At 45.9% G+C, this 22,261-nt stretch carries 24 protein-coding genes and 2 pseudogenes; 15 read left to right on the top strand and 11 right to left on the bottom strand.

Annotation, left to right across the window (positions count from 1 at the left end; translation table 11 throughout):
* Positions 1 to 179: 179 nt before the first annotated feature.
* Both PMG25_RS11710 and PMG25_RS11705 read right to left on the bottom strand, forming a co-directional pair.
* Positions 180 to 1,358, bottom strand: a complete 1,179-nt coding sequence (locus PMG25_RS11710; RefSeq protein WP_283767085.1) for a homospermidine biosynthesis protein — start codon at positions 1,356 to 1,358, stop codon at positions 180 to 182.
* A 732-nt stretch (positions 1,359 to 2,090) separates the two neighbouring features.
* Positions 2,091 to 2,450, bottom strand: coding sequence for a Dethiobiotin synthetase (locus PMG25_RS11705; RefSeq protein WP_283767084.1), 360 nt, complete (start codon positions 2,448 to 2,450; stop codon positions 2,091 to 2,093).
* A 122-nt stretch (positions 2,451 to 2,572) separates the two neighbouring features.
* Between PMG25_RS11705 and PMG25_RS11700 the strand changes: the two genes are divergently transcribed.
* From PMG25_RS11700 to msrB, 5 genes are all read left to right on the top strand, one after another.
* Positions 2,573 to 3,715 carry a DegT/DnrJ/EryC1/StrS family aminotransferase gene (locus PMG25_RS11700; RefSeq protein ID WP_283767083.1) on the top strand — a complete coding sequence of 381 codons (1,143 nt, stop codon included), beginning with the start codon at positions 2,573 to 2,575 and terminating at the stop codon, positions 3,713 to 3,715.
* A gap of 21 nt (positions 3,716 to 3,736) precedes the next feature.
* A complete protein-coding gene (crtB, locus tag PMG25_RS11695; protein ID WP_283767082.1) occupies positions 3,737 to 4,654 on the top strand; it encodes a cyanoexosortase B in 918 nt (305 codons plus the stop codon).
* Positions 4,647 to 5,423, top strand: coding sequence for a cyanoexosortase B system-associated protein (locus tag PMG25_RS11690; RefSeq protein ID WP_283767081.1), 777 nt, complete (start codon positions 4,647 to 4,649; stop codon positions 5,421 to 5,423). Before crtB ends, PMG25_RS11690 begins: the two co-directional genes overlap by 8 nt.
* A gap of 7 nt (positions 5,424 to 5,430) precedes the next feature.
* Positions 5,431 to 6,780 (top strand): polysaccharide biosynthesis/export family protein, encoded by a 1,350-nt coding sequence (locus PMG25_RS11685; protein WP_283767080.1) that lies wholly within the window; start codon positions 5,431 to 5,433, stop codon positions 6,778 to 6,780.
* A 112-nt stretch (positions 6,781 to 6,892) separates the two neighbouring features.
* Positions 6,893 to 7,303: a peptide-methionine (R)-S-oxide reductase MsrB gene (msrB, locus tag PMG25_RS11680; protein ID WP_283767079.1), complete on the top strand. Its 411-nt coding sequence runs from the start codon at positions 6,893 to 6,895 to the stop codon at positions 7,301 to 7,303.
* A 334-nt stretch (positions 7,304 to 7,637) separates the two neighbouring features.
* On the opposite strand, the gene PMG25_RS11675 is transcribed toward msrB, so the two are convergent.
* From PMG25_RS11675 to dusB, 4 genes are all read right to left on the bottom strand, one after another.
* Complete coding sequence (locus tag PMG25_RS11675; RefSeq protein ID WP_283767078.1) at positions 7,638 to 9,104, bottom strand: methyl-accepting chemotaxis protein; 1,467 nt, start codon at positions 9,102 to 9,104, stop codon at positions 7,638 to 7,640.
* A gap of 132 nt (positions 9,105 to 9,236) precedes the next feature.
* A complete protein-coding gene (locus tag PMG25_RS11670) occupies positions 9,237 to 10,772 on the bottom strand; it encodes a protein kinase domain-containing protein (RefSeq protein ID WP_283767077.1) in 1,536 nt (511 codons plus the stop codon).
* A gap of 27 nt (positions 10,773 to 10,799) precedes the next feature.
* Positions 10,800 to 11,189: a DUF4359 domain-containing protein gene (locus tag PMG25_RS11665; protein WP_283767076.1), complete on the bottom strand. Its 390-nt coding sequence runs from the start codon at positions 11,187 to 11,189 to the stop codon at positions 10,800 to 10,802.
* A 74-nt stretch (positions 11,190 to 11,263) separates the two neighbouring features.
* Positions 11,264 to 12,307, bottom strand: coding sequence for a tRNA dihydrouridine synthase DusB (dusB, locus tag PMG25_RS11660; protein WP_283767075.1), 1,044 nt, complete (start codon positions 12,305 to 12,307; stop codon positions 11,264 to 11,266).
* A gap of 150 nt (positions 12,308 to 12,457) precedes the next feature.
* Between dusB and PMG25_RS11655 the strand changes: the two genes are divergently transcribed.
* Both PMG25_RS11655 and PMG25_RS11650 read left to right on the top strand, forming a co-directional pair.
* Complete coding sequence (locus tag PMG25_RS11655; RefSeq protein ID WP_283767074.1) at positions 12,458 to 12,709, top strand: hypothetical protein; 252 nt, start codon at positions 12,458 to 12,460, stop codon at positions 12,707 to 12,709.
* 322 nt (positions 12,710 to 13,031) lie between these two features.
* Positions 13,032 to 13,691, top strand: coding sequence for a hypothetical protein (locus PMG25_RS11650; RefSeq protein ID WP_283767073.1), 660 nt, complete (start codon positions 13,032 to 13,034; stop codon positions 13,689 to 13,691).
* Between the two features lie 18 nt (positions 13,692 to 13,709).
* Here PMG25_RS11650 and PMG25_RS11645 read toward each other — a convergent pair.
* Positions 13,710 to 14,126: pseudogene (locus tag PMG25_RS11645) on the bottom strand (tRNA-dihydrouridine synthase); the annotation flags it as partial.
* Between the two features lie 262 nt (positions 14,127 to 14,388).
* Here PMG25_RS11645 and PMG25_RS11640 point away from each other — a divergent pair.
* Both PMG25_RS11640 and PMG25_RS11635 read left to right on the top strand, forming a co-directional pair.
* Positions 14,389 to 14,781: a C6orf136 family protein gene (locus PMG25_RS11640; RefSeq protein WP_283767071.1), complete on the top strand. Its 393-nt coding sequence runs from the start codon at positions 14,389 to 14,391 to the stop codon at positions 14,779 to 14,781.
* 73 nt (positions 14,782 to 14,854) lie between these two features.
* The gene (locus PMG25_RS11635; RefSeq protein ID WP_283767070.1) at positions 14,855 to 15,358 is read left to right on the top strand and encodes a GNAT family N-acetyltransferase; all 504 of its coding nucleotides are present in this window, start codon (positions 14,855 to 14,857) and stop codon (positions 15,356 to 15,358) included.
* A gap of 87 nt (positions 15,359 to 15,445) precedes the next feature.
* Here PMG25_RS11635 and PMG25_RS11630 read toward each other — a convergent pair whose 3' ends face one another.
* Entirely contained in the window at positions 15,446 to 16,081 is a 636-nt protein-coding gene (locus tag PMG25_RS11630) for a response regulator (RefSeq protein ID WP_283767069.1), read from the bottom strand.
* A 116-nt stretch (positions 16,082 to 16,197) separates the two neighbouring features.
* Positions 16,198 to 16,989 carry an exodeoxyribonuclease III gene (gene xth, locus PMG25_RS11625; protein ID WP_283767068.1) on the bottom strand — a complete coding sequence of 264 codons (792 nt, stop codon included), beginning with the start codon at positions 16,987 to 16,989 and terminating at the stop codon, positions 16,198 to 16,200.
* A gap of 104 nt (positions 16,990 to 17,093) precedes the next feature.
* On the opposite strand from xth, the gene PMG25_RS11620 reads away from it, so the two are divergent.
* Together PMG25_RS11620 and PMG25_RS11615 are read left to right on the top strand one after the other, a co-directional pair.
* Positions 17,094 to 17,480 carry a DUF2237 family protein gene (locus PMG25_RS11620; protein WP_283767067.1) on the top strand — a complete coding sequence of 129 codons (387 nt, stop codon included), beginning with the start codon at positions 17,094 to 17,096 and terminating at the stop codon, positions 17,478 to 17,480.
* Between the two features lie 56 nt (positions 17,481 to 17,536).
* Positions 17,537 to 18,385, top strand: a complete 849-nt coding sequence (locus PMG25_RS11615) for an Rpn family recombination-promoting nuclease/putative transposase (protein WP_283767066.1) — start codon at positions 17,537 to 17,539, stop codon at positions 18,383 to 18,385.
* Positions 18,386 to 18,526: 141 nt separating this feature from the next.
* Here PMG25_RS11615 and PMG25_RS11610 read toward each other — a convergent pair whose 3' ends face one another.
* Complete coding sequence (locus PMG25_RS11610; RefSeq protein WP_283767065.1) at positions 18,527 to 19,225, bottom strand: RpnC/YadD family protein; 699 nt, start codon at positions 19,223 to 19,225, stop codon at positions 18,527 to 18,529.
* Positions 19,226 to 19,379: 154 nt separating this feature from the next.
* Here PMG25_RS11610 and PMG25_RS11605 point away from each other — a divergent pair, with 154 nt between their 5' ends.
* The 3 genes and pseudogenes from PMG25_RS11605 to PMG25_RS24460 all read left to right on the top strand — a co-directional run bounded on the left by PMG25_RS11605 (position 19,380) and on the right by PMG25_RS24460 (position 20,956).
* Positions 19,380 to 19,886 (top strand): cyclic nucleotide-binding domain-containing protein, encoded by a 507-nt coding sequence (locus PMG25_RS11605; protein WP_283767064.1) that lies wholly within the window; start codon positions 19,380 to 19,382, stop codon positions 19,884 to 19,886.
* Positions 19,883 to 20,227, top strand: a pseudogene (locus PMG25_RS24465) (cyclic nucleotide-binding domain-containing protein); the annotation flags it as partial. The gene PMG25_RS11605 and the pseudogene PMG25_RS24465, both read left to right, overlap by 4 nt.
* A 39-nt stretch (positions 20,228 to 20,266) precedes the next feature.
* Complete coding sequence (locus PMG25_RS24460) at positions 20,267 to 20,956, top strand: Mo-dependent nitrogenase C-terminal domain-containing protein (protein WP_347178816.1); 690 nt, start codon at positions 20,267 to 20,269, stop codon at positions 20,954 to 20,956.
* Between the two features lie 59 nt (positions 20,957 to 21,015).
* On the opposite strand, the gene PMG25_RS11595 is transcribed toward PMG25_RS24460, so the two are convergent.
* Positions 21,016 to 21,555 carry a Uma2 family endonuclease gene (locus PMG25_RS11595; RefSeq protein WP_283767062.1) on the bottom strand — a complete coding sequence of 180 codons (540 nt, stop codon included), beginning with the start codon at positions 21,553 to 21,555 and terminating at the stop codon, positions 21,016 to 21,018.
* Between the two features lie 151 nt (positions 21,556 to 21,706).
* On the opposite strand from PMG25_RS11595, the gene PMG25_RS11590 reads away from it, so the two are divergent.
* Positions 21,707 to 22,159: a GNAT family N-acetyltransferase gene (locus PMG25_RS11590; protein ID WP_283767061.1), complete on the top strand. Its 453-nt coding sequence runs from the start codon at positions 21,707 to 21,709 to the stop codon at positions 22,157 to 22,159.
* Positions 22,160 to 22,261 lie beyond the last annotated feature (102 nt).

The raw sequence follows: 22,261 nt of genomic DNA, 5'->3' as shown, positions 1-22,261 counted from the left end.
AATAGGGAATAGGGAATAGGGTTGTGGTACATGGCTTTGAGCCTTTAAGACTGTATACCATCACAGCGCGAAGCGCTGTATCATTCCCCCGCTATAGTGCTACGTGCCCAAAAAAAATCCTTCTCTATTGTCTAGAGAAGGACTAGGGTGAAGAAAAGGTTATTCTTTAAAGAGTGACGTTATTTACGGATAGGAGTGCCGCAAGGATAAGTAGCTACTGGAGCAGAAGCACTCATTTCTTTCGGTTTCGCCATTCCAGGAGCCTTTTGTTGCGCCTGATAATCGGCTTTCAGGTGGTCTAACAGTTCCTGACGGCGATCGTACAGTCGTTTCAGGGGGCGAGGTGTAGATTGTTTACTCACATAGGAGCTAATCAAGGGTAAGGCGATCGTGCTATCGGTATAGCAAACAATACTATTGGGCAATTCATTCGGATCGACTTTCCCCCAACTCACTGCTTCCGAAGGTGTTGCCCCCGATAATCCACCGGTATCGGGACGAGCATCGGTAATTTGGATAAAATAATCATGACCCCGCTCTTCTAAGCCTAAAACTTCATGAATCTGCGGTTGGGTTTGCAGCAGGAAGTTTTTCGGCGAACCGCCACCAATCATCAACGCGGCGCTTCTGCCTAGAACATCTGAAATACCGGAATTGCGAGCGCCATAGACAATGGCTGCGGTTTCGTTCACATCAATGCTGGGATCGAGTATTAACTCCGATCCTTCTAAAGCTAGAGCTGCCACATTCATACCGATAGAACTATCTCCAGGAGAAGAAGTATAGATGGGAACCCCACATTCATAGGCTGTCGAGAGTAAGCAAGGATTTTCAATGCCTAAACGCTGTTCAATTTCCCAGATATACCGCCCCAAATGATAATGAAATTCAGCCGTTCCCATCCGTTTTTGGAATTCGGGCGCTTTCAAAGTTTGGCGGATAAAGGCATCGGTTTCTAACAAAACATCATAGTCGAAAACGATGTCATAGATGCGAATATGTCCCTCTTCTCGCAATTTCACATCATCTAAGAAGGGACTGCCTGCATAGAGGCTCATGCCCAAACCATAATGGAGATCGTGATATAAATTGGCTCCGGTGCTAATCATCCAATCGATATACCCTTGACGCATCAGGGGAGCTAAAATACCGACTCCAAATCCGGCGGGAGTCATGGCTCCGGAAAGACTGACACCAACGGTTACCCCCGGTTGCATTACTTTCTGGGTGAGCAGGTGGCAAATTTCCCGCAGTCGGGCTGAATTGTAGGCGGTAAAGTAGCCATCAATCAGATCGACGACACTAATTTCTGTGGGTAAAGGTGCAGGAGCAATTTTGTGTTTGAGTAAGCGAGACATGAGGGTTTCTCCTATGTTCTAAATCGGTTTTATGAGACTAGGATTCCCTGTGCTTCTTGAACTGATAGTTCGAGAATAGATGCACTCATCCACCCAATTTTGGGAGGACTTGTTATCCGTTTCAGGGCTTGATTTTAAGCATCACAGAGTTACTCAGTCTTACAGTGCTAAAGATAGAGTTCTAGCCTGCTCTGAGTTCTCATTCCTGGGGTTTTAGGAATTTTGGTATGGGTATAAAGTTAGAGTTCTAAGTTGCTAGATTGCACTCTATTGCTTGGGATTTTGCCTATTGAGGTTATTCCCTGAGCTTATGCAATCTAATTGACCGGCCCAGTTTGACCCTAGAGTTGAGATGGGGGCAAACCTAGCAGTTACAGACCGGTCAAATCAAACTAGGGGGTTCACAGCTATCCACCCAGGAGATTGTGGGGTCACATTTACGTCTACGCTTGAGTTTTATTTCTAGATACCACAAGCCTTGCCAGGGGTATCCAGTTAAGGGAGGATAGTTCAATTTTCTGCTTAACACCTATTAGAGAGCGCTACTTTTAATGGTAGCAGAAATTAAAGAAATTTGTCGATTGTTTAAGCTTTGTTATGTCGATCACTGGTCGGGGGTGATCTCGGTTGTGTGGGGAAGGGATCGAAATAGCATAGATCCTGATGTTTTCCATCAAGATTTAGTGAAAATTAGGTTAACAATAAGTGAATCTTTTGCTGGGGAAATTGCCTTTATGGGGCAGGTTTCAAGGCGATCGCCTGTTTTGGGGCAAAGACTTTCCGCACGGCGATCGCGATCCGACTCAGATCCTGATCGAGCAACGGCGGCCAAATAACACCCGCTTGTTTATATTGCATAAAGGCTTGGCGACTATCCATGGCTAACAGATGTAGGGCACAAACCAAGCGCCGATCTAAGAGTTGCTCTTCCTGGGATTGTTCAGCAATAATACTGAGTGCTAACAATAAAGACGTGACCTGTCCGGGAACCGGTGGCTCTCCCGATCGCAGGCGCAGCAAAAAGGCATCGGGATTTTCGCCGGTGGGTAACCCTTGGGCGATCGCAAACTCACAGGCCGTTTTATAGTCCATACAATACTCTCCCCAGAACGATAAACTTTCAGATCAACACCTAACCCACGTCAGGGATTTGCCACTTTCTATGCCTTAATGCCAAACTCGAAAAAGATTAAACTTGCGATCGTCATTAGCGAATGAACCCATCCTCGACAACCATTCCCTTTGTGGATCTCTCGATCCAACATCAACCCCTAAAAACTGAGTTTGATGAAGCCATGTTAGCCGTCTTGCGACAAGGCGACTTTATCATGGGTCAAGCGGTCAAAGATTTTGAAGCCGCCTTTGCCAAAAAATCGGGGGTCAACCACGGTATTGGAGTCGCTTGTGGAACCGATGCGATCGCCCTCGGCCTAAAAGCCTGTGGCATTCAACCCGGAGACGAAATCATCTTACCGGCCAACACCTTCATCGCCACCCTCATCGGGGTTATCCACTCAGGAGCAACCCCCATTTTAGCCAACTGTGACCCCCAAAGTGCCCTGATCGATCTCGAAGCTGCCGAAAAGCTCGTCACCGCCAAAACCAAAGCCATTCTCCCCGTTCATCTCTACGGTCAAATGGTCTCCCCCCAAGCACTCCTAGACTTTGCCCAAGCCCATAACCTGTTTATCTTTGAAGATGCCGCTCAAGCGCATCTGGCCCATCGAGAAGGCTATAGGGCAGGCTCTGTCGGCAAAGCCGCGGCCTATAGCTTTTATCCCAGTAAAAATCTGGGCGCATTTGGAGATGGGGGCATGGTCTTAACCAACGATCCAGACGTGGCCGCCCACATGAAGACCCTGAGAAACTACGGAGCGCCACGCAAGTATTACCACACAGAGCTGGGAACCAATAGCCGTTTAGACACCCTTCAAGCCGCAATTCTGAACGTCAAGTTACCCCACCTAGCCACCTGGAACCAACAGCGCAATCAAGCTGCCCAGGAATACGATCGCCTGCTCGCTCCCTTAGCTGAATCCGGAATCGTACCTATTACCAACTTCAGCGACACCGGCCATGTGTACCATCTCTATGTAATTCGCCTCTTAGAACACTGTGCCATCAACCGGGATACCCTCCAAGAAAAACTGCAATCAGCCAACATCCAAACCGGTATCCACTATCCCGTTCCCTGCCATCTCCAACCCGCTTACGCCCATCTGGGTTATCATGCGGGAGACTTTCCCGAAGCCGAATACCTGTGTGAATCTATCCTTTCCCTACCCATGTTTCCAGGGATAACTTCAGAACAAATTCAGCGAGTCGTTGAGGCGATCGCTGCATGTATCCATCAGTAAACCCCTCTCGATCTGACAGCCATGACTCAACCCTCTTCCTTTCCCAGTTCTATCCCCAAATCTTGGGTGAACTATGCCCTCCTAGCCCTCTTTATCCTTCTGTATGCGCCCTTAATTGTTCATTGGTGTGACGGCTGGATTAATAAAAGCATTAGTATTGAACATGAATATTTTAGCCATGGGTTAATTGGCTTACCCTTTGCTACCTATATTGCCTTCTGGGAAAAACGGCAGCAATGGGCACAACTACCTGACACTTTCCACCCCCTAGGGGGCTTTTTCCTGGGACTCGGTGGAGTCTTGTACATTACCGGATTACCCGATTTAGTCAACCTCTCCTTTCCCCTGATGCTGATTGGGGTCTGTCTGTGGTTAAAAGGCATACCAGGTTTACAATTACAAACCTTTCCCCTAATTTTAGTCGCCCTGGCCACACCGACAGAAGTTCCTTATTTAATCGAGCCTTATATTCTCCCCTTACAAAGCTTTATTTCTACCATGGCAGGATTTATCCTCTCTGGTATTGTGGGAATGGATGTCACTGTTGACGGCATTTATCTCTCCACTGGAGGCAGACTGGTGGAAGTGGCTCCCCACTGTGCGGGATTGAAAATGCTCTTTACCAGCCTCTATGTAGCGTTAATGCTACTCTACTGGACGGGGGCGATCGCCCAGAAGCGTAAAATCATCTCCCTATTAGCCGGATCGGTGGTCATTAGCGTGGTGGCCAATATTATCCGTAATGCCCTACTCACCTACTTTCATGGCACAGGCAATGATTCTATGTTTCATTGGTTACATGCAAGTTGGGGCGGCGACTTGTATTCCGCAGGCATGTTAGGCATGGTGGTGCTTCTGTTGAACTGGATTAATCGTGATGACTATTTAGACTCAGAAGAAACGGATGAAACCCTTGAATCCCTCAACTCCGATGAATGATCAGCCACCCCCCAAAACGGGAAAACCGTCTTGGCCTCTATGGGTATTACTTGGCTTTATGGTGGTCATTTTAGCCCTAGGTGCTATTCCGGGATACTTTAATGGATCGTGGCAATGGCAATCTCCTCCCAAAGTAGCGGCCTTAAAACAGTTGCGAGAAGTCCGTAAAAATGGATTAACCCTTTCCGGTTGGGAAACCATCGAGCAGATGGAGATTCGTCTGGGGGGCCATCGATGGTCTTATCAGAAACTTGAGGGAAACTGGGAAGAACCCGTAATGCTGTTGTTGTTAATCCAAAATTCTGACCTCGATCAACCGAGGGTGGAATGGGTCGATGTGAATGGATTTGTGCAACAGATTTTTAGGGATTGGAAAAGCGATTCTTATCAAATGAAGACTTGGCAGGTGAATACGGACTCTGGTCAAGACGTGAGGGTGCGATCGCGGTTTTTTCGCGGCTGGAACCCGATTCAAACCTTTGCTCTGGTGCAATGGTACGCTTGGCCCACTGGGGGCGATCCGGCTCCGGTGAACTGGTTTATGGCCGATCGCCTGGCCCAAACACGAGGCGATCGGGCCCCTTGGATGGCCGTTTCGATGATGATTCCGATGGAACATCTAGGAGATCTAGAGGACGTTGAAGACATTTCCCAGTCTCTGGTGCAAACGATCCAAACCACCCTCATGGAAACCGTCTTTACCGAAAATTTGGGTTTAAAGCCCCGTACCTTTAGGTCGGGGAGTGTCAATCAATCCCCTGGGCAATAAATTCTCTATGGTTAACTCTCGGCATTTTCACATTACCATTGGTTTAACATTAGGGATGGGATTGTTCCTACCTTCTCAGGCAAATGGACAACTCCCTCCCATTGATGTAGATCAACCGACCTCGGTGGATCAACTGTTGGAAGACGCACGAGAAAGATTGAGAAACCGAGGGGAAATTCTGGAACTCGATAACGAATTCCCCAGCGCTCCTCCTCCAGAATTTGATGTTTACCGCCTAGGCCCCGGAGATTCAATTACGGTTAATGTAAGTAATTTTCCCGATCTCAATTTTCAAGCCTTGATAGATTTAGAAGGCAATATTATTGTCCCCTTAATGGGACGATTGGCAGTAAAAGGCTTAACCCTACCTGAACTAGAGGAAAAAATCCGCTTTGGCTTAAATCAATTTGTTATTGAACCCAAGGTCTTGGTTACTCTGGGTAATCGTAGAGCTGTAGAAGCGATTATTACCGGTGAAGTGTTGCAACCCGGAGCCTATGCCCTAGGCTTTGCTCCTTTTCCTGTAGTATCAGATGCTCTCGTTTTAGCAGGTGGAGCTACCCAGTCGGCTGACCTGCGAAATATTATTATTCGTCGAACTTTAGTGGATGGTTCCGTCTTAGAAGCCTCTGTAGATTTGCTCACTCCCCTTAAATATGGGCAACGAGTTCAAGATCTACGAATTGAAGATGGGGATGTGATCATTGTGCCGAAAATTGACTTTCACGATCTCGACTACGATCATCAGTTAGCGGCAGAATCGAATTTATCCCAAGCGAGCATTAATATTGATGTGGTGCGCTATACCACCAATAATGTGGGAACAATTACCTTGCCCAATGGCAGTACCTTTGCAGATGCGATTACGGCGATCGGGCCCAATTTTGAAGAAGCTAGATTAAGTAAAGTGGGGGTCATTCGCTTCGACCAAGAACAGGGACGAGTGGTGACCAAAATCATTAATGCTCGCAGTGTGATGTTAGGGGATGTATCCCAAAATATTCGCTTGCTAGATAATGATATTATCGTCGTCAATCGGAACCTATTATCCAGACTGAGCGTAACTCTGACCCGTATTACCGAACCCTTTCAAGATGTTCTCACCTTCATGCTGTTTTGGCGACAATTCCGAGATAATGTAACGGATGTCTTTACGGTTGATACGAACCTCAATAATTCGTCACCGTCTCCCGCTCCTGCTCCTACACCAACACCGGGAACCACACCTAGCCCAACACCGGGAACGACCCCATCCCCCTCTCCAGGCACGACCCCATCCCCATCCCCATCCCCCTCTCCGTCCCCTTCTCCTTCTCCCTCCCCAGCACCTGCTCCCGCGCCTTCTCCAAGTCCGTAGCAGAACCCTTGATAAGCGGTTAAATTTTCACGCTGTTCTACAGGCTCTATCCCTTATAAGTCTAGCTTTCAGCCCTCTATCGATAGATGGTATCTTAATTCTATTGTCTTGTATGGTGAAGCCAGTGGAAAAAATATCGAAATCAGAAGCCGAATGGAAGGCCCAATTGACTCCGGAGCAATTTAAGGTCACCCGCAAAAAGGGTACAGAACCGGCATTTAGCGGTGCTTACTATAACAACAAGCAACCTGGAACCTATCAATGTATCTGTTGTGGTACAGAATTATTTACTTCAGAGGCGAAATATGATTCGGGTACGGGTTGGCCGAGTTTTTGGGCCCCTAGCAAGAAAGAACATATTGCGACTAAAGATGATTGGAGCTTTTTCATGAAGCGCACTGAAGTTCTCTGTGCTGCCTGTGATGCCCATCTTGGCCATGTCTTCCCTGATGGCCCAGCTCCCACAGGGTTACGCTATTGTATGAATTCAGCGGCCTTAAACTTTATTCCTCAAGAAGAGTAAGGATAGAGTGCTGCTAAGGGGGAATGGGTAGGTTATAGGTCATCAAACATTAGACACCGGTCAGATGAGTTCATAATTGGCAGCCGTGGTCTATGTTATTTCCCTATTCCCCCATTCCCTCGCGATTATTGGTTCACTTGAGCCAATCAGTGAGCGAGAGATCAGTCTACAAGTTCAGGACAGTTAACCGTTGAAAGCCTTTGACCAACCTATCCCTCAAGAAAAATTAAATATTCTTACCAAAACTCGCTCTAAATCCAATCCATGGAGAATGTTCTCAATCAAGGTCATTTTTAAAACCGGATGACTTAGCTTAGGCAATTTCTGGATTTATTCAGACAAATGCTTGTAGATCGATCGCGGCTGAATTTAATTCTTGTGTTCCTACTTTAACCTGCTGAATCCCTTCTACGGTCTGCTGTGCGGTTTGTTTGAGATCGGTCATTGCCAGTGAAATTTGTTCGATCGCAGCCACCTGCTCCTGTAGGTGAATGGCAATGGTCTGGCTGTTGGTGGCAATGGTTTCTACAGCAAGGGTTACGCCTTGAAAGACTTCGGCTGTTTCCTGCATACTCTCGACTCCGGAATGGGCAGATCGAGCGCTTGCTGTGGCACTTTGGGCAGTGTTACCGGTGGTTTTTTGAATATCGGCAATCAAAGCACTGATTTCTAAGGCCGATGTTTTGCTGCGATCGGCAAGCTGGCGAATGGCTTCAGAAACTACGGTAAACCCACGACCGCGATCGCCTGCTCGTACCGCTTCTACGGCGGCATTTAGGGCCAGCATATTGGTTTGTTCGGCTAATTCACCGACTAAATCGGAAATGGTTTGGATTTGTGTGGTTTTTTCTTGTAACCCGTTAATATCTTCCGTGACGGCTGCGACTTGTTTTTGCAGTTCCATCATCTGGGTGAGGGTGTGTATGACCACTTGTCGCCCCCGTTCGGCCAGTTGTCGGGCTTGCTCGGCTTCTGTCTGTGCAGAGGCAGCTTGTTGAGCAGACTGTTGGGAGCTTGAGCGCAAATTTCCCATGGTGACATCAGTTTCTCGAATGGAGCTGGCTTGTTGTTGGGTGTTTTGCTCTTGTATTGTTACCGTTTCTGCGATCGCCGCCGATGAATGGACGATCGCCTGAGCTGATGTATCCATTTGCCGGGTTGTTTTCTGGAAGGTTCTCCAAGCGGCTAATACGGAAAGGGATATGGCTGAAAAGGCGATCGCCCAAATTGAAAATGAAAGTCTTTGAATAGCTTTAGCCTGTTCCTGAGTTGCACGTTCGGTCAAATCATTATTACGCTCAAATAAACGGTGTACCTCTTCAGATAAGTGTTCGGCTTCTCCACGTGCCACTCCGCTTCGCCAGGCTACGATCGCCTCCTCTAGATTACCCCCACGGGCTGCTTCTAAAAGTTGATTATTCGCGATTCTCAGAGACTGGATTGACTGGCGAATTGCTTGCACTTCTGCTTCGCGTCCCTGTTGCGCCATCAATTCTTCTAAGATATCCAAGTCATTGGTATAAACCTCTCGCAAATTGATAATGCTATCGAGCAGTTGAGATTCCTGGGAGAGTAGATATCCTCGCGTCAGGATGGAAATATCTTTAACGTCGGTGTAAATTTGGGCAATGTGATATTCAATGCGATGAAACAATTCTAAGCTATGGGTACGCTGATGTACCGCATTCAAGCTGATTGCGGTTAAGATCGTTGAGAGGGCGATCGCGACCAGGGGAATTGCATAACCTGCCAGAATCCAATAACGGAGTTTCCAACTTCCCATCCGAATCATGGCAATCATAAATTATGGCTCAAGGGCTTTAGTCTATTTTTTTGTGCAATAGAGATCAGATCTAATATTCTAATATAGCGCTAAAGAAAATTTTCTCCATTCAGAAACCGGATTAGTTTCTACCTCTTTTCAATGAAGATTCTAAACTAAGCCACAACTAATACACTTAGAGGCGATCGCCTCCATATGCTTTGACCAATCCGATCCCTTGAAGCGAGCGGGGGAGGGCAAGTGAGCAACCACAGCATTACTTTTATACTTAATATAATCCTCCGTATTGCCACTGGCTCGTAAGGGCCATTTTACAGTGTGACAGAACTGAAAATAGTCCTCTGCCGACTGTTGATACACTTGAACCTGAAGCGTCAAGCCAAAACGTCCCTCACTCGCTTCTAGCCACAGTCGATCCACAGTCTGCAAATCTTCACAGGGAATCTTAGTAAGATCGCGGGGAGATAAAAAGCGACTCAGGGGTTTACCGGCAGCTTGATGGAGACAGTTCCAAGTTTCCTCATCGGCGGCTTTCCAGCGTTTGAGTTGCAGGAAGTTTTGCAGCTTTGTATAATCCACACCAACAGCAGACGTTAATTCTGCTGAGAGTTCTGAGGAGCCAAAGACCCAAGTTTTGACCACATGAAGAGGGTTAAAGGTTTTCGTGGAGATTTCCGTGGAGATTTCCGTAGGTTGGTTACTCAGCGCAGTCCGACTGGAAGCGGGACGAGGGGTAAGCGGTGTTGAGGTTTGGGGTTTAGGGGTTTTGGGTTTGGGTGCAGGAACGGCTGTTAAGGAACCCGGAGCAGTGGATAATACAGATAAGACTTCCGAGACAGATTGAAAACGTTGATTTAAGTTCCGAGAGACCATGCGATCGAGGGTTTCTGCTAAATATAAATTAACCCGTTTTTCGGGCAACAAATAATCCCGCCATACCCATTTTTCATTGGCAATATCATAGAGTTCTAAGGGAGGCAGTCCGGTTAATAAATGCAGACAAGTTGCCCCTAAACTATATAAATCGCTGGACGGAAAAACTTTTCCTCGCAACTGTTCTAAAGGCATATATTCGGCGCTCCCAACAACAGTTCCCGTTTGGTTTAAAGTAGTTTGAGAAACCCATTTGGATACGCCAAAATCAATTAAAACGGGTAAATTATCACTTTTGCGGCGAATGATATTTTGGGGTTTGATATCCCGATGAATTACTTTATTGTCATGGACAAACTGTAAAACGGGTAAAATATCTCGCAGGAGTTGTTCAATGTCTTCGGGTTCATACGCGCCTTTTTGTTGCAGCTCCTGAGCGAGGGTGGGGCCATCCACAAATTCTTGCACCAAATAGAGCTGTTGATCTTGCTCAAAATGGGCGAGTAAATTGGGAATTTGATCGTGTTTTCCTAGCTCATCAAGACGAACGGCTTCTTGGCGAAATAAGCGTTTTGCTTTATGAATAACTTGATCGCTAAACCCTTTGAGGTAGAGTTGTTTTACGACTCGAAAAGGTTGGGAGGGAATATCTTCATCAATGGCAATAAAGGTTTTACCAAATCCCCCTTGACCGAGTTGGGTAATGGGTCGATAGCGTTGTCGGAGATAGAGGGATGTGCCACAACTGGAGCAAAATTTAGCGTTATCGGGATTTTTGGGGGATTTGCAGTCGGGGTTCACACAGTAACTCATGGGAGCATCCTGATAATGGAGGTTACTTTATGGGGCTGAGGTTTCTTCTGCCTTTAAGATATGAAAATTGGAAAAAACCCCTAGGGTTTCAAATTCGTAGGCAGGCAGAAAGGCGGCAACGGAAAGGTTAGTTCGATAGATACTAAACAGTATATAGTCTTGGCGTTCGGTGCGTTGGGCAATGATGTTTTGCAGTTGGGGTCGAGCCTCTTGGAGGAAGTTATCACAAGATTGTTGCAGGATGTTGCCGAGGTTTTGGTTGGCTTTGTCACAAACGTTTTCTTGTAGATATTCGACTAACTGTTGGGAGGCAAATTCTTCATAGCTGGCGGATTTGGGGTTGGTGGCAACCATTGCTCCGGTTACGGTGGCGATCGCCACTCCTCCGACTAAAGCCACCATTTTTAGCGCTTTCATAACCACATTCCTGTCTAAATGCCATTCTTGAGAATACACACTACTGCGGCCGATCTCCCGGAAACTGGAGAAAACTAGCCCACGGATACAGGAGCTGGATCGAGGTCTAATTCTATCAGTTTGGCGATCGCCCCCTCTAATAAGGTTACCCCGTCCTCCACGGATTCTATCCGCGCCAATTTACCCCGCAACTCCCCTGCACCGTAGAACTCTTTGGCGTACCACGTCATATGCTTGCGGGCCTGGCGAATGCCGCGATCGCCCTTATACTCATACAAAGCTCGCAAATGCTCCTTGGCACATTCTAAACGGGCGATCGCCGTCGGTTGCGGCAAAATTTCCCCCGTCTTCAAAAAATAATCAATCTCTCCCACCAAAAACGGATAGCCCAACGTCCCCCGCGAACACATCACCCCATCCGCTTTCGTTTCCTGCAAACAGCGCACCGCCGCTTCTACCGAAAAAATATCCCCATTGGCAATCACCGGAATCGACAAAATCTCCTTTACCTTGGCGATCCATTCCCAACGGGCCGGCCCATTATACCCCTGGGCGCGAGTCCGACCATGGAGCGTCAGCATTTTCGCCCCCGCATCCTGCATCCGTTGGGCAAACTCCAAAATATTAATTTCCTGATTTGACCAGCCAATGCGCGTTTTCACCGTCACCGGCACCTCCACGGCTGCCACCACTTCCCGCACGATCGCCTCTGCTACTTCCGGCTCCCGTAACAAGGACGACCCGCCCCCATTTTTAGTAATCTTATTCACGGGACAGCCCATGTTAATATCCACCGTATCGGCCCCTTCTTCCACGGCCATTTGCGCCGCTTCTGCCAAAAAATCGGGGCGACAGTCAAACAGTTGAATACTGATCGGGCGCTCGTTGGGGTCTACCTCCATTAACTTTGGCAACTCCCGCACATAATGTAATCCGGTAGCTTTCACCATTTCCGTATACATCATGGAACTGGGAGCATAACGACGCACCAGGCGACGAAACACCAAATCCGTGACCCCTGATAGGGGCGATTGTAATACCCTAGAGTTGACTTCTACCGTGCCAATTTTCAGGGGAGAAGAGAGTCGAGCTTGCAGTTCTGGAGACAAGGCAACCATAGTGAGTTTGTCGGATAAGGGTTTGGGTTTTCACTAGACTTCTATTCTATTTTAAGATTGGGAACTTTTGCTATAATAGTCCTGTCAGTGTCGGGTGTAGTGTTTCTGAGCAAGCGAACAATGAGTGAAAGACTAGCCGTCAATACATCCATGACCTATGAAGCCAAGTTGGTCGGCAAAAAGGGAGATGATGATTTCCCCTGTAACGGCAAAATATCCAGAATTGATTTCAACAAAAGTGTTAGCGCAATCCCTTTAACTGAAGGTAGAGTTGCTATTCCTGGTGTGGGTCGCGGAGACGCTAAATATACTCAGAAAAATTCATCTACTGTTGGAGTTCATTACTGGCTTGAACCCGGAACAAAGTTGACTTATAGTTTAAAAGTCTGGGTGAGTGATTAGCTCAAGTTTCTGATGGCTAAGAGCCTATTGGTAAAGTCAACAATGGCTAATGTATACATGATTTATGCCAATGGTATTTGAGTAAAGTCCTCACTTTCCTCAAGTGGACAATCGATTCATTGCATCACTTAATTAATGCATTGCATGTTGTTCCAAGTGCTATGCTTACAGTGATTTAAAATAACCACAAAATTCCTCTCTTCTGTTGCCCGGAGCCTAGCTAATGTTTTTCTTGCTTCTTGCATTATTTCATGTAATAGTTAGCTTATGCCAATGGTGTTTGAGTAAAGTCCTCACTTTCCTCAATTGGACAATCGATTCATTGCATCACTTAATTAATGCATTGCATGTTGTTCCAAGTGCTATTCTTACAGGAATTAAAATAACCACAAAATTCCTCTCTTCTGTTGCCCAGAGCCTAGCTGGTATTGTTCTTTTATTATTTCATGTAATAGTCAACTCATGCCAATGGTGTTTAGGTAAAGTCCTCACTTTCCTCAATTGGACGATAGCTTCATTGCATCACTTAATTATGGATGAACATACTTTTACTCTATCTAGTTGGGATATAGCACTTGTTATCCTATCATGCGTTTTATTGATTATTCTGGTTCGATCCAACAATACTGGAACAAAGATAACACATACTATTATAAAAACAAGAGATTCTAGTTATGAAAATAGGACGATTAAGATTGCGAAGGGTGAGTCAATAAAAACGGCGGTCAATTTACTGACAGGAGGACAAACTACATCCTCTCCACCACCAAAGGATTCAGATATTAGTGAGAGTGAAACTACGATTGTGCAAGACGAAACAAGGGGATTGAAGTGGGCTGATGTAAAAGAAAAAACACAAGACGTTGTAAATCTAATAAAAGGAGGACTTGAGATAACTCAGATATTCCAATCTATAAGACATGGAGGCCAAAAGCATATAATAGATCTACTTAATGGATTGAAAAACTTAAAATCAAAATAAAAGGAACTGACTCACAAAGATCGCCTCTGCTACTTCCGGCTCCCGTAACAAGGACGACCCGCCCCCATTTTTAGTAATCTTATTCACGGGACAGCCCATGTTAATATCCACCGTATCGGCCCCTTCTTCCACGGCCATTTGCGCCGCTTCTGCCAAAAAATCGGGGCGACAGTCAAACAGTTGAATACTGATCGGGCGCTCGTTGGGGTCTACCTCCATTAACTTTGGCAACTCCCGCACATAATGTAATCCGGTAGCTTTCACCATTTCCGTATACATCATGGAACTGGGAGCATAACGACGCACCAGGCGACGAAACACCAAATCCGTGACCCCTGATAGGGGCGATTGTAATACCCTAGAGTTGACTTCTACCGTGCCAATTTTCAGGGGAGAAGAGAGTCGAGCTTGCAGTTCTGGAGACAAGGCAACCATAGTGAGTTTGTGCGATCGGAGGTTAGGTTTTCATTGCATACTATTTTTCTGTAATTATACAACACTCAAGAGAGCGAATGACCGTTTTTGGCTGTTGCTGACATAAAATGCTTACCCTGTCTGTTTCTAGTTGGGACTATGCACAACAAAAGTGAATTTTTCTCCGTCATTTTTTGTCATTTTATAGTATAATCAGCCAGAGAACTCTATTGATTTTAAGGAAAAAACCTTTACCTAATTACCCGCGAAAAATCCTAGTTTTATGGAAATAATCGATATTCTCAAGGCAGACTACGAACGGTTTCCGCTCAATCAAACCTATGGTATTTACGCAAAAAATGTGTATTTTAAAGATCCAATGACCGAGTTTCGGGGAGGCGATCGCTATCAGCAGATGATCGCCTTCATGCAACGCTGGTTCCTGAATATCAAAATGGACTTACATGGCATCGAGCAAGATGGAAATACCATTCATACCCGATGGACATTGCACTGGAATACTCCCCTTCCCTGGAAACCCCGTATTTCTATTCCTGGATCGAGCGAACTCAAAATCAATGAAAATGGCTTAATTTGCTCCCATATTGATACTTGGGATATTTCTCGTTTAGATGTGCTTAAACAACATATAGCCCTTCGAGCTTCACGGACATGAATGGGCGGCACAAGGGTAATAGGGTACAGTTTTACCCTAGGATGGAGTTTGACTATCAGTTTCTCTTTTGTAAATGGCACAAAATGAATTGGTTCCAGGCTATCGAATTCGCGCTGGATGGGTAATGGAGCGGGAAATGCTGATTGGCTTTATGCACAAAACCTATCAGGAGTTGTTTCCCGGACAAGATTTTTCCCACTTAAATCAGGCGATCGAGTTACACTTTGCTCAGACAACGCCCCTGTGGTGGGTGGAGAAAGTCGAAGATCCGCAAATTTCTGACTTCCTCTCTTCGACACCCCGCTCTCAACCCATTGGCTGTTTATGGATGGGGAACGCAGTCGATCAGGTGAATGGACAGCAACATACCCATATTTTCCTCCTCTATATCTTACCGGAACACCGCCGCCAAGGTCTGGGATCGGCGCTTATGGAGCAAGCGGAAGCTTATGCGAAGGAGCGGGGAGAGCAGCAAATTAGCCTGCAAGTCTTTTGTCAGAATACACCGGCGATCGCCTTGTATGATAAGTTAGGCTTCCAACCTCTGTCCACTTGGATGGTCAAAAAACTCAGTTAACATGACTCATGCTTGCTCAAGGTGATGAAATTTTAGAACCCTTTCTGCTATTGTACAACTCATTTAGACTCGCTATATGAGGGAGTCTTAGGAAAACTTGGTATTGATCAGGATAGCAGCTTGAGTGCGATCGCGCACATTGAGCCGACTCAAAATATTCGCGACATGGTTTTTCACTGTGCGCTCGGAAATATACAAAGTTTTGGCAATTTCCCGGTTACTATAACCAGCCCCAATAAGCTTTAATACTTCCTGTTCCCTTGGGGTTAACAGTTGCAATTCTGGTGGCGCGGGATTCACCTCTGGTTCGGGTTGACTGGCGAGCATTTTTTCTAATAATCCTGGCCCCAAATGGGTGTAGCCTTTATGAACGGCGCGAATGGCTTCGGCTAAATCTGCTGAAGGTGTATCCTTTAATAAATAGCCTTTCGCACCATAGCGAACGGCTTGGGTAACATACTCATCATCGTCAAAAGTAGTTAAGACTAAAACTTTAATCTGGGGACACTGTTCTTGAAGTGCTTTAGTCGCAGCAACCCCATCCATGACAGGCATTCGCACATCCATCAATACAACATCCGGTTGTAAAGATGTAGCTCTTTCGAGGGCAATTTTGCCATTTTCAGCATCTCCAATCACTTCGATATCGGGTTTGGTTTGCAGGAGGCTCGATAACCCTTCTCTCACTAAGCTTTGATCGTCTACTAATAATATTTTGATCATAGGGAATAGGGAATAGGGAATGGGGAATGGGGAATGGGGAATGGGGAATAGGGAATAGGGAATGGGGAATAGGGAATAGGGAATAGGGAATGGGGAATAGGGAATAGGTAATTGCCTTAAAACTCGACAATGACCGGTGTATGATCGCTGGGTTTGGGTAAGTGTCGAGGTTCGATATCAATGATACATCTTGAAGCGCGATCGCCTAATGGAGCCGATAAATAGTGATGATCGATGCGCCAACCTCGCTGACGCTTAAAGGAGTTTTGGCGATAATCCCACCACGTATATTGACCTTCTTCTAGGTTGAATTTACGGAAAGCATCGGCTAATCCCAATTGGAGAATGCGTTGCAAGGCTTCTCGTTCCTTCGCTGTCGTGCCAGTTTTTTGGCTATTGGGGGAGACTTCAAAATGCACATCTCGATCTTCGGGAACAATGTTAAAATCACCACTAATACATAATCCTTGGGGATGGCGCTTCAGGAGGAGATCGAGATAATCTTGTAGCAGGGAGAGCCAATCTAATTTATAGAAGTATTTATCACTCTCAAAGTCGCCACCATTGGGCACATAAACGGTGATGATACGAATGTCATCTAAAACGCCGGTAATTAAGCGCTTTTGCTGGTCAAACTCTCCTACCCGATCTGCGCCTAAAATGGGGCTAAAACCGGTACTGACATCGGAAAGGGGCGATCGCGTAATCAGAGCAACACCATTATAGGACTTCTGGCCGGAGACATAAACGTGATATCCTGCTTCTTCAAAGGGCGATCGCGGAAACAGATCGTCAATCACCTTTGTTTCCTGCAACCCCAACACATCCACCGGGTTCTCCCGCAGCCAATTCAGCACAATATCCAGTCGGGTACGAATCGAGTTAACATTCCAAGTGGCAATTTTCATCAACGCTTCTGACGGCACAATCTTTCAAATTGTAGCTGAATGGGGTATATATCTAAAACCCTCTCCTAGAGATTAGAATAAACGGAAAACAGAATCTTCATCCCATGTCTGAAACTCAATCTGAAGCCAAAAATGTATTCGGTGAACCCTTACAACCCTGCTGCACCGATCCGATGACGGGATATTATCGCACCGGATATTGTGAAACCGGGCCGGGAGATTTCGGGCTGCATGTGGTTTGTGCAAAGGTGACCGACGAATTTCTAGAGTATACCCGCAAGCAGGGCAATGACCTCAGTACCCCCGTACCGATCTATGGCTTTCCTGGGCTTAAAAGTGGCGATCGCTGGTGTTTATGCGCCTCCCGTTGGAAAGAAGCCCTCGAAGCTGGCGTTGCCCCTCCCGTAGTTCTATCCGCTACCCACCTCAACACCTTAGCCGTGATTCCATTAGAATTGCTGAAAGAGTATGCTGTTGATGGAGAAGCTTAACCCAATGTAAGTGTAGAATGATAGATAATCTTCAACTTTAGATCTCCGTTCAAATTGTGGCTTTTGACAACACCTGTAAATTCCTGGCAACCCAAAACCCAATTAGTTTTGTCCGTTGGCTGCTTCCCCAAGTCAACGCCAGTAATGTGCAAGTCATTAAAACAGAACTCTCTACTGAACCGGTTCGTGCTGACTCCCTAATTTTACTCAAAGCTGCCGATACTATTCTACATCTGGAATTTGAGCGCGTTCCTAAAGCTGACCCCCCTTTACCAGAGCGAATGATCGACTATTGGCTCAGGCTTTATCGCAAATATCACTGTACCATTGAGCAAGTGGTCATTTTCCTGAAACAGACCAACTCACCAGAAGTCTTTGTCGATCGCTTCCAAGTCCAAAATACCATTCACAGATATCGCGTCCTCCGTCTTTGGGAACAAGATCCTGCTCCTTTCCTCAGTGATGCTGCTCTACTCCCCCTCGCGCCTCTAACCCGTAGCAATACGCCGCGAGATCTGCTACAACAGGTAGCAGAGGCCACGCGCAAAATTCCTGACCCCAATCAACGCAAAGAAATCATCGCCTGCACTGCTATTATGTCTGGACTCATTCACAACCCGGAAATTATTCAAGACCTCTTCCGCGAAGATTTGCTAGAAGACTCTTCTTTCTATCAATTTATCCTGCAAAAAGGAATGAAGGAAGGGGTTAAACAAGGTCGCCAAGAAGGTCGCCAGGAAGCGGTCTTAATGATGTTACGCCAGAAAATTGGCACGATCGCAGCAGAGACGGAAGAGAAAATTTATGATCTTTCATTTACCCAACTCCAAGGGTTAATGGAAGCGATGCCTAACTTCCAACAACAGCAGGACTTAACTGAATGGCTTGCTAGTCTACCCCAATGACCGTTGATGAAGCCTTAACTTGGGTGGAAACGATCTGATCCGCATTTATGACCAGTTACACTGTGCGAGTCAACCCGTCGCTGTGATTGACCAGTTTTTAAACGCATTCTAAACCGGATCAGATCATTGAGGAGAGAAACATCACTCTTCTGGGTTATCTGGCTCTTGTGCTGAGGTAACCATTTCATCCACTACGGTTTGGAAAGAGGGCAAAGATTCGGTTGTTACAGCTTGAGTCAACAGTTCTGCCAGCACTTCCAAGTTGGCGATCGCCTTCACTTGCTCTTTTAACTCGGCTGGAACCTCCACAAAACGGACTGCCAAGATACGAAGGATAGCTTCTTGTTGTCCCTCAGCGCGTCCTTCTTCGCGTCCTTTCTCAATTCCAAAGCGTTCAATACTGGTAATGTAAGGCATGACTTTCTCCTTCTCTAAGGTTTCCATTTCTGCCCATAACCGCCGCTCTTCTGGTTCTGGAAGTTCCATCAGCCAGTCGATGAGCCGAAATAGCTCTACTATATCCTGGCGGGATAATCCTCGTTCATAGAGGCTTTTGACTAACCTAAGTTTGTTTGGATAGCCATTTTCTGGGTTTTCACCCATGGCTTGAGCGGCTCTATGAGCTTGAACTATGGCCGCAAAGGGGTTTGGGTCACTCTCTAGTTCACTGATATTGTAGTCTAGAAGCTTGACTATGGGAAAGTTTAAGCTCGACTTGCATCCCCACAGTTTTCGTTTGTAGCGATGGGGTCTCCAGGAGGCTCGCTCGTCGGCTAAGACGGCTAAACTGACCACTTGGCGACGATAGGTGTCGAAGAGCCTAGAGTTATAAATATACATGCGCTCGGCAAATTCCGATTGGGGCTGAGATTGGACTTCGATTCGATTTACTGATCCAGAAGCTTAACCCATGACTTGGGATGTTTTCCCTACTGCTCAGAACCTAGACGACATGGTAGCTTAGAAGCAGGCAGTTTCAATTCCTTCAAAGCTGATGGCGACTGATACAGGCGATCGCACAACCCTCACACTCAGTGTGGCAGAGCGACTCAAATTTTTAACCGAGCTGGTGATCTTCCAGGATCTGGCTCAAACAGAGTTTATGGAACAATTAGCGACTCATCTAGAAGAGGTGCAGTTTCCCGCAGACCATACCATTTTTACTCAAGGCGATCGCGGGGACTTACTCTATATTCTCTTTTCCGGTCGGGTCAAAGTCCATTTTGATGACGTGCAACTGGCCGAACTTGGCCCCGGATCGTATTTTGGTGAAATGGCGATCTTTGAATCTCGGCCGCGATCGGCTTCCGTGACCACCCTAGACCCTTGTCAATGTTTGGTTTTGACCCAAGAACAAGTTTATCAAGCCATCAAAGAACGGCCCAAAGTAGCCATCAAAATGATTAACGTTCTTTGCCAACGGGTGCGTAAACTCAATCGCCTATTTGGAGCATCTGAAGACATTTTTTATAACCAGGTACAACGGCAAGTTTTATCATGATCTCTACACAGTCTCTTGAACTTCTGAAAGATATCCCTCTCTTTGGTAATATTGAAGCTAAAGATGATGTTTTCTTAGCTGAAATAGCAGGTCAATTGGGAGAAATCGAATTTCCCGCCGGTCACACTATTTTCCGTCAAGATGAAATTGGTTCTTATCTCTATATTCTCGTATCTGGAGAAGTGGAAGTCCATATCGGCGGACTGAGGTTAGCTCACTTCAAACCGGGCGACTATTTTGGCGAAATGTCAGTTCTAGATTCCCAATCTCATTCGGCTTCTGTTACTGCTCTGGAAGAGTGTAAATGTTTGGTATTATCTCAAAAAAATCTCTATAAAACCATTGAGAAATATCCAGAGTTGGGATTAAATATCATTCGCTTGTTGTGTCAACGAGTTCGCACCTTAAACCGCCATATTACTGCCTGGTTACGAGGCTTGCTGACCATTGCTTGGGCGGATGGTGAATATAATCCAGAGGAGAAAGAATTGATTGCTGAATTAATTAAAGATGAGTTGGGGAGTAATATTAATTTGGGTTCCCTAAAACCGATTACGGGTGAAGAATTAGCAGCAGTTTTAGGGCGACAAACTTCAGTGGCAGAGAATTTTCTGCGGACTGGGGTGATTATGGCGTTGGCGAATGGTACTTATTCTGAAGAGGAAGATCGGGTATTACAAGAGTATTGCGCGGCCTTAGAACCTTCGAGTGAAGTCTTAGATGTGCTGAAGTTTTTATTGATTACTTCAGAAAGTTTACCGGAACAAAAACGGCAAGCGCTGATTGCTAAGTTGCAAGAGACTTTTCCGGAAGGCGATGTTTTGCATCCGGTGCGCGAGTGGTTAGATGGGTTAGATATTAATACGCCTTATATGGCTAGGTTCCTCTGTAAAATGATTCCTCCCCAATGTCCCTTTGAACGGGATATTAAGCTGTTTGGACATAAAATTGTCCATATTCCACCCATGTGTAAGTTAAATCCCCTTTATGAGCAGTTGGTGGGCTTGCGTTTCCGCGCTTTGTCCTATCTGGCAGATGATTGTAAAGAGGATATTTCGCGATATATTTAATATCAAATCCTTTCGCGATCGCTAATCCCTTTTTTGTGCGGAATATGGGAAAAAACACATCAGGATTTTTGTCGAGTCATGTCTAAAACGCGATTGACAGTGAGTTCTAGATCGAGGCCATAATCCGGCAAAACATCTGCACCAGAATAAATAATGGGTAAATTATCCCCTTCCCAAACCCAAATCTGCTGACACTCGCAATCAATTAACCAAGCGAGTTGCGTCCCGTTACTGAGACAGTGGAGGATCTTATTTTGTAAGTCTAAAGTACCTTGGTCAGGGGAGCGAATTTCAATTAGCCAATCTGGAGCGCCATTGAATGGCCCATCCTCATCAGAAAGTCGTTCCGCAGCAATGACCACAATATCGGGTACAGGCGAGTAAGGTGGAATAATACAGCGTAATTCTTGAATGGCTTCCAACCCATCGGCGCGAGTGTTGATGGTATTGACCAGATTACGTTGCAAGCGTGAATGAAAGAGGGTTGGCATGGGTTTTTGAATGACTCTCCCCTCAATTAATTCCCATGCTGGAGACAACTCAATATTTGATTGAGCCAAAAACTCCGCTAGAGGAACGGTTGCAGTTAACTGTGACATGGACATCTCTCTAAAAGCAAATTGAGGCAAGCACCTGTTTAGCTATGGTTGATTTTAAGCGATCGCAAATATAATTTCTTCTCCTGTAAGGAGAATGACATTTCCCTCTATATTACAATGATGTTTCTCGTTATGGTGAAGGGTTTAGGGGATGGAACAATCGAAGATGAATGTGGTAATTGAGCGAGTCTCTTATGGGGAACAAGAGGAGGCGATCGCCTCTATTCGCATAGAAGTGTTTCAAAACGAACAAAAAGTTGATCCGAGTTTAGAGTTTGATGGCTTAGATGAACAAGCGGATCATCTCCTCGCTTATCTGGAATCTAAACCCGTGGGAACCGCGAGGGTACGACAGCTCAATGCTGAAACCGCAAAAATTGAACGGTTGGCGGTTTTAGCTCCGTTTCGCGATCAAGGAATTGGGCGAAAATTAATGATGAAAGCCTTAGAACTGACTCAATCTTATGGGGTTAATGAGGTGATTATCACGGCTCAACTCTATGTTCAATCTCTTTACGATCAGCTTGGATTTATACCAGAAGGGGAAGAGTTTGTAGAAGCGGGAATGCCTCATATAAAGATGCGGAAAAAATTGCATGACTAAGGAAGTATTGGGGAAATACAGCATTTTTCGCTGTTCTGCGGTACATTTTGATCCCCCTTTCATGTCCGCTTGCGGAAAATCCCCCTTAAAAAGCAGGGGGTT

This window comes from Roseofilum capinflatum BLCC-M114, from assembly GCF_030068505.1.
GTDB classification, from domain to species: domain Bacteria; phylum Cyanobacteriota; class Cyanobacteriia; order Cyanobacteriales; family Desertifilaceae; genus Roseofilum; species Roseofilum capinflatum.
Note: the sequence above shows the minus strand (reverse complement) of the source record. Positions and strands in the feature narration are given on the sequence as shown.

What these genes read in the sequence shown, in the direction of transcription:
- PMG25_RS11670 (WP_283767077.1), bottom strand. Translation starts at nt 10,772, where the DNA reads ATGAGTTACTGTGTGAACCCCGACTGCAAATCCCCCAAAAATCCCGAT.
- PMG25_RS11685 (WP_283767080.1), top strand. Translation starts at nt 5,431, where the DNA reads ATGGTTAACTCTCGGCATTTTCACATTACCATTGGTTTAACATTAGGG.
- PMG25_RS11610 (WP_283767065.1), bottom strand. Translation starts at nt 19,225, where the DNA reads ATGTATATTTATAACTCTAGGCTCTTCGACACCTATCGTCGCCAAGTG.
- crtB (WP_283767082.1), top strand. Translation starts at nt 3,737, where the DNA reads ATGACTCAACCCTCTTCCTTTCCCAGTTCTATCCCCAAATCTTGGGTG.
- PMG25_RS11700 (WP_283767083.1), top strand. Translation starts at nt 2,573, where the DNA reads ATGAACCCATCCTCGACAACCATTCCCTTTGTGGATCTCTCGATCCAA.
- PMG25_RS11690 (WP_283767081.1), top strand. Translation starts at nt 4,647, where the DNA reads ATGAATGATCAGCCACCCCCCAAAACGGGAAAACCGTCTTGGCCTCTA.
- PMG25_RS11605 (WP_283767064.1), top strand. Translation starts at nt 19,380, where the DNA reads ATGGCGACTGATACAGGCGATCGCACAACCCTCACACTCAGTGTGGCA.
- msrB (WP_283767079.1), top strand. Translation starts at nt 6,893, where the DNA reads ATGGTGAAGCCAGTGGAAAAAATATCGAAATCAGAAGCCGAATGGAAG.
- PMG25_RS11710 (WP_283767085.1), bottom strand. Translation starts at nt 1,358, where the DNA reads ATGTCTCGCTTACTCAAACACAAAATTGCTCCTGCACCTTTACCCACA.
- PMG25_RS11590 (WP_283767061.1), top strand. Translation starts at nt 21,707, where the DNA reads ATGGAACAATCGAAGATGAATGTGGTAATTGAGCGAGTCTCTTATGGG.
- PMG25_RS11640 (WP_283767071.1), top strand. Translation starts at nt 14,389, where the DNA reads ATGGAAATAATCGATATTCTCAAGGCAGACTACGAACGGTTTCCGCTC.
- PMG25_RS11620 (WP_283767067.1), top strand. Translation starts at nt 17,094, where the DNA reads ATGTCTGAAACTCAATCTGAAGCCAAAAATGTATTCGGTGAACCCTTA.
- xth (WP_283767068.1), bottom strand. Translation starts at nt 16,989, where the DNA reads ATGAAAATTGCCACTTGGAATGTTAACTCGATTCGTACCCGACTGGAT.
- PMG25_RS11665 (WP_283767076.1), bottom strand. Translation starts at nt 11,189, where the DNA reads ATGAAAGCGCTAAAAATGGTGGCTTTAGTCGGAGGAGTGGCGATCGCC.
- PMG25_RS11655 (WP_283767074.1), top strand. Translation starts at nt 12,458, where the DNA reads ATGACCTATGAAGCCAAGTTGGTCGGCAAAAAGGGAGATGATGATTTC.
- PMG25_RS11705 (WP_283767084.1), bottom strand. Translation starts at nt 2,450, where the DNA reads ATGGACTATAAAACGGCCTGTGAGTTTGCGATCGCCCAAGGGTTACCC.
- PMG25_RS11635 (WP_283767070.1), top strand. Translation starts at nt 14,855, where the DNA reads ATGGCACAAAATGAATTGGTTCCAGGCTATCGAATTCGCGCTGGATGG.
- PMG25_RS11595 (WP_283767062.1), bottom strand. Translation starts at nt 21,555, where the DNA reads ATGTCACAGTTAACTGCAACCGTTCCTCTAGCGGAGTTTTTGGCTCAA.
- PMG25_RS11630 (WP_283767069.1), bottom strand. Translation starts at nt 16,081, where the DNA reads ATGATCAAAATATTATTAGTAGACGATCAAAGCTTAGTGAGAGAAGGG.
- dusB (WP_283767075.1), bottom strand. Translation starts at nt 12,307, where the DNA reads ATGGTTGCCTTGTCTCCAGAACTGCAAGCTCGACTCTCTTCTCCCCTG.
- PMG25_RS11675 (WP_283767078.1), bottom strand. Translation starts at nt 9,104, where the DNA reads ATGATTGCCATGATTCGGATGGGAAGTTGGAAACTCCGTTATTGGATT.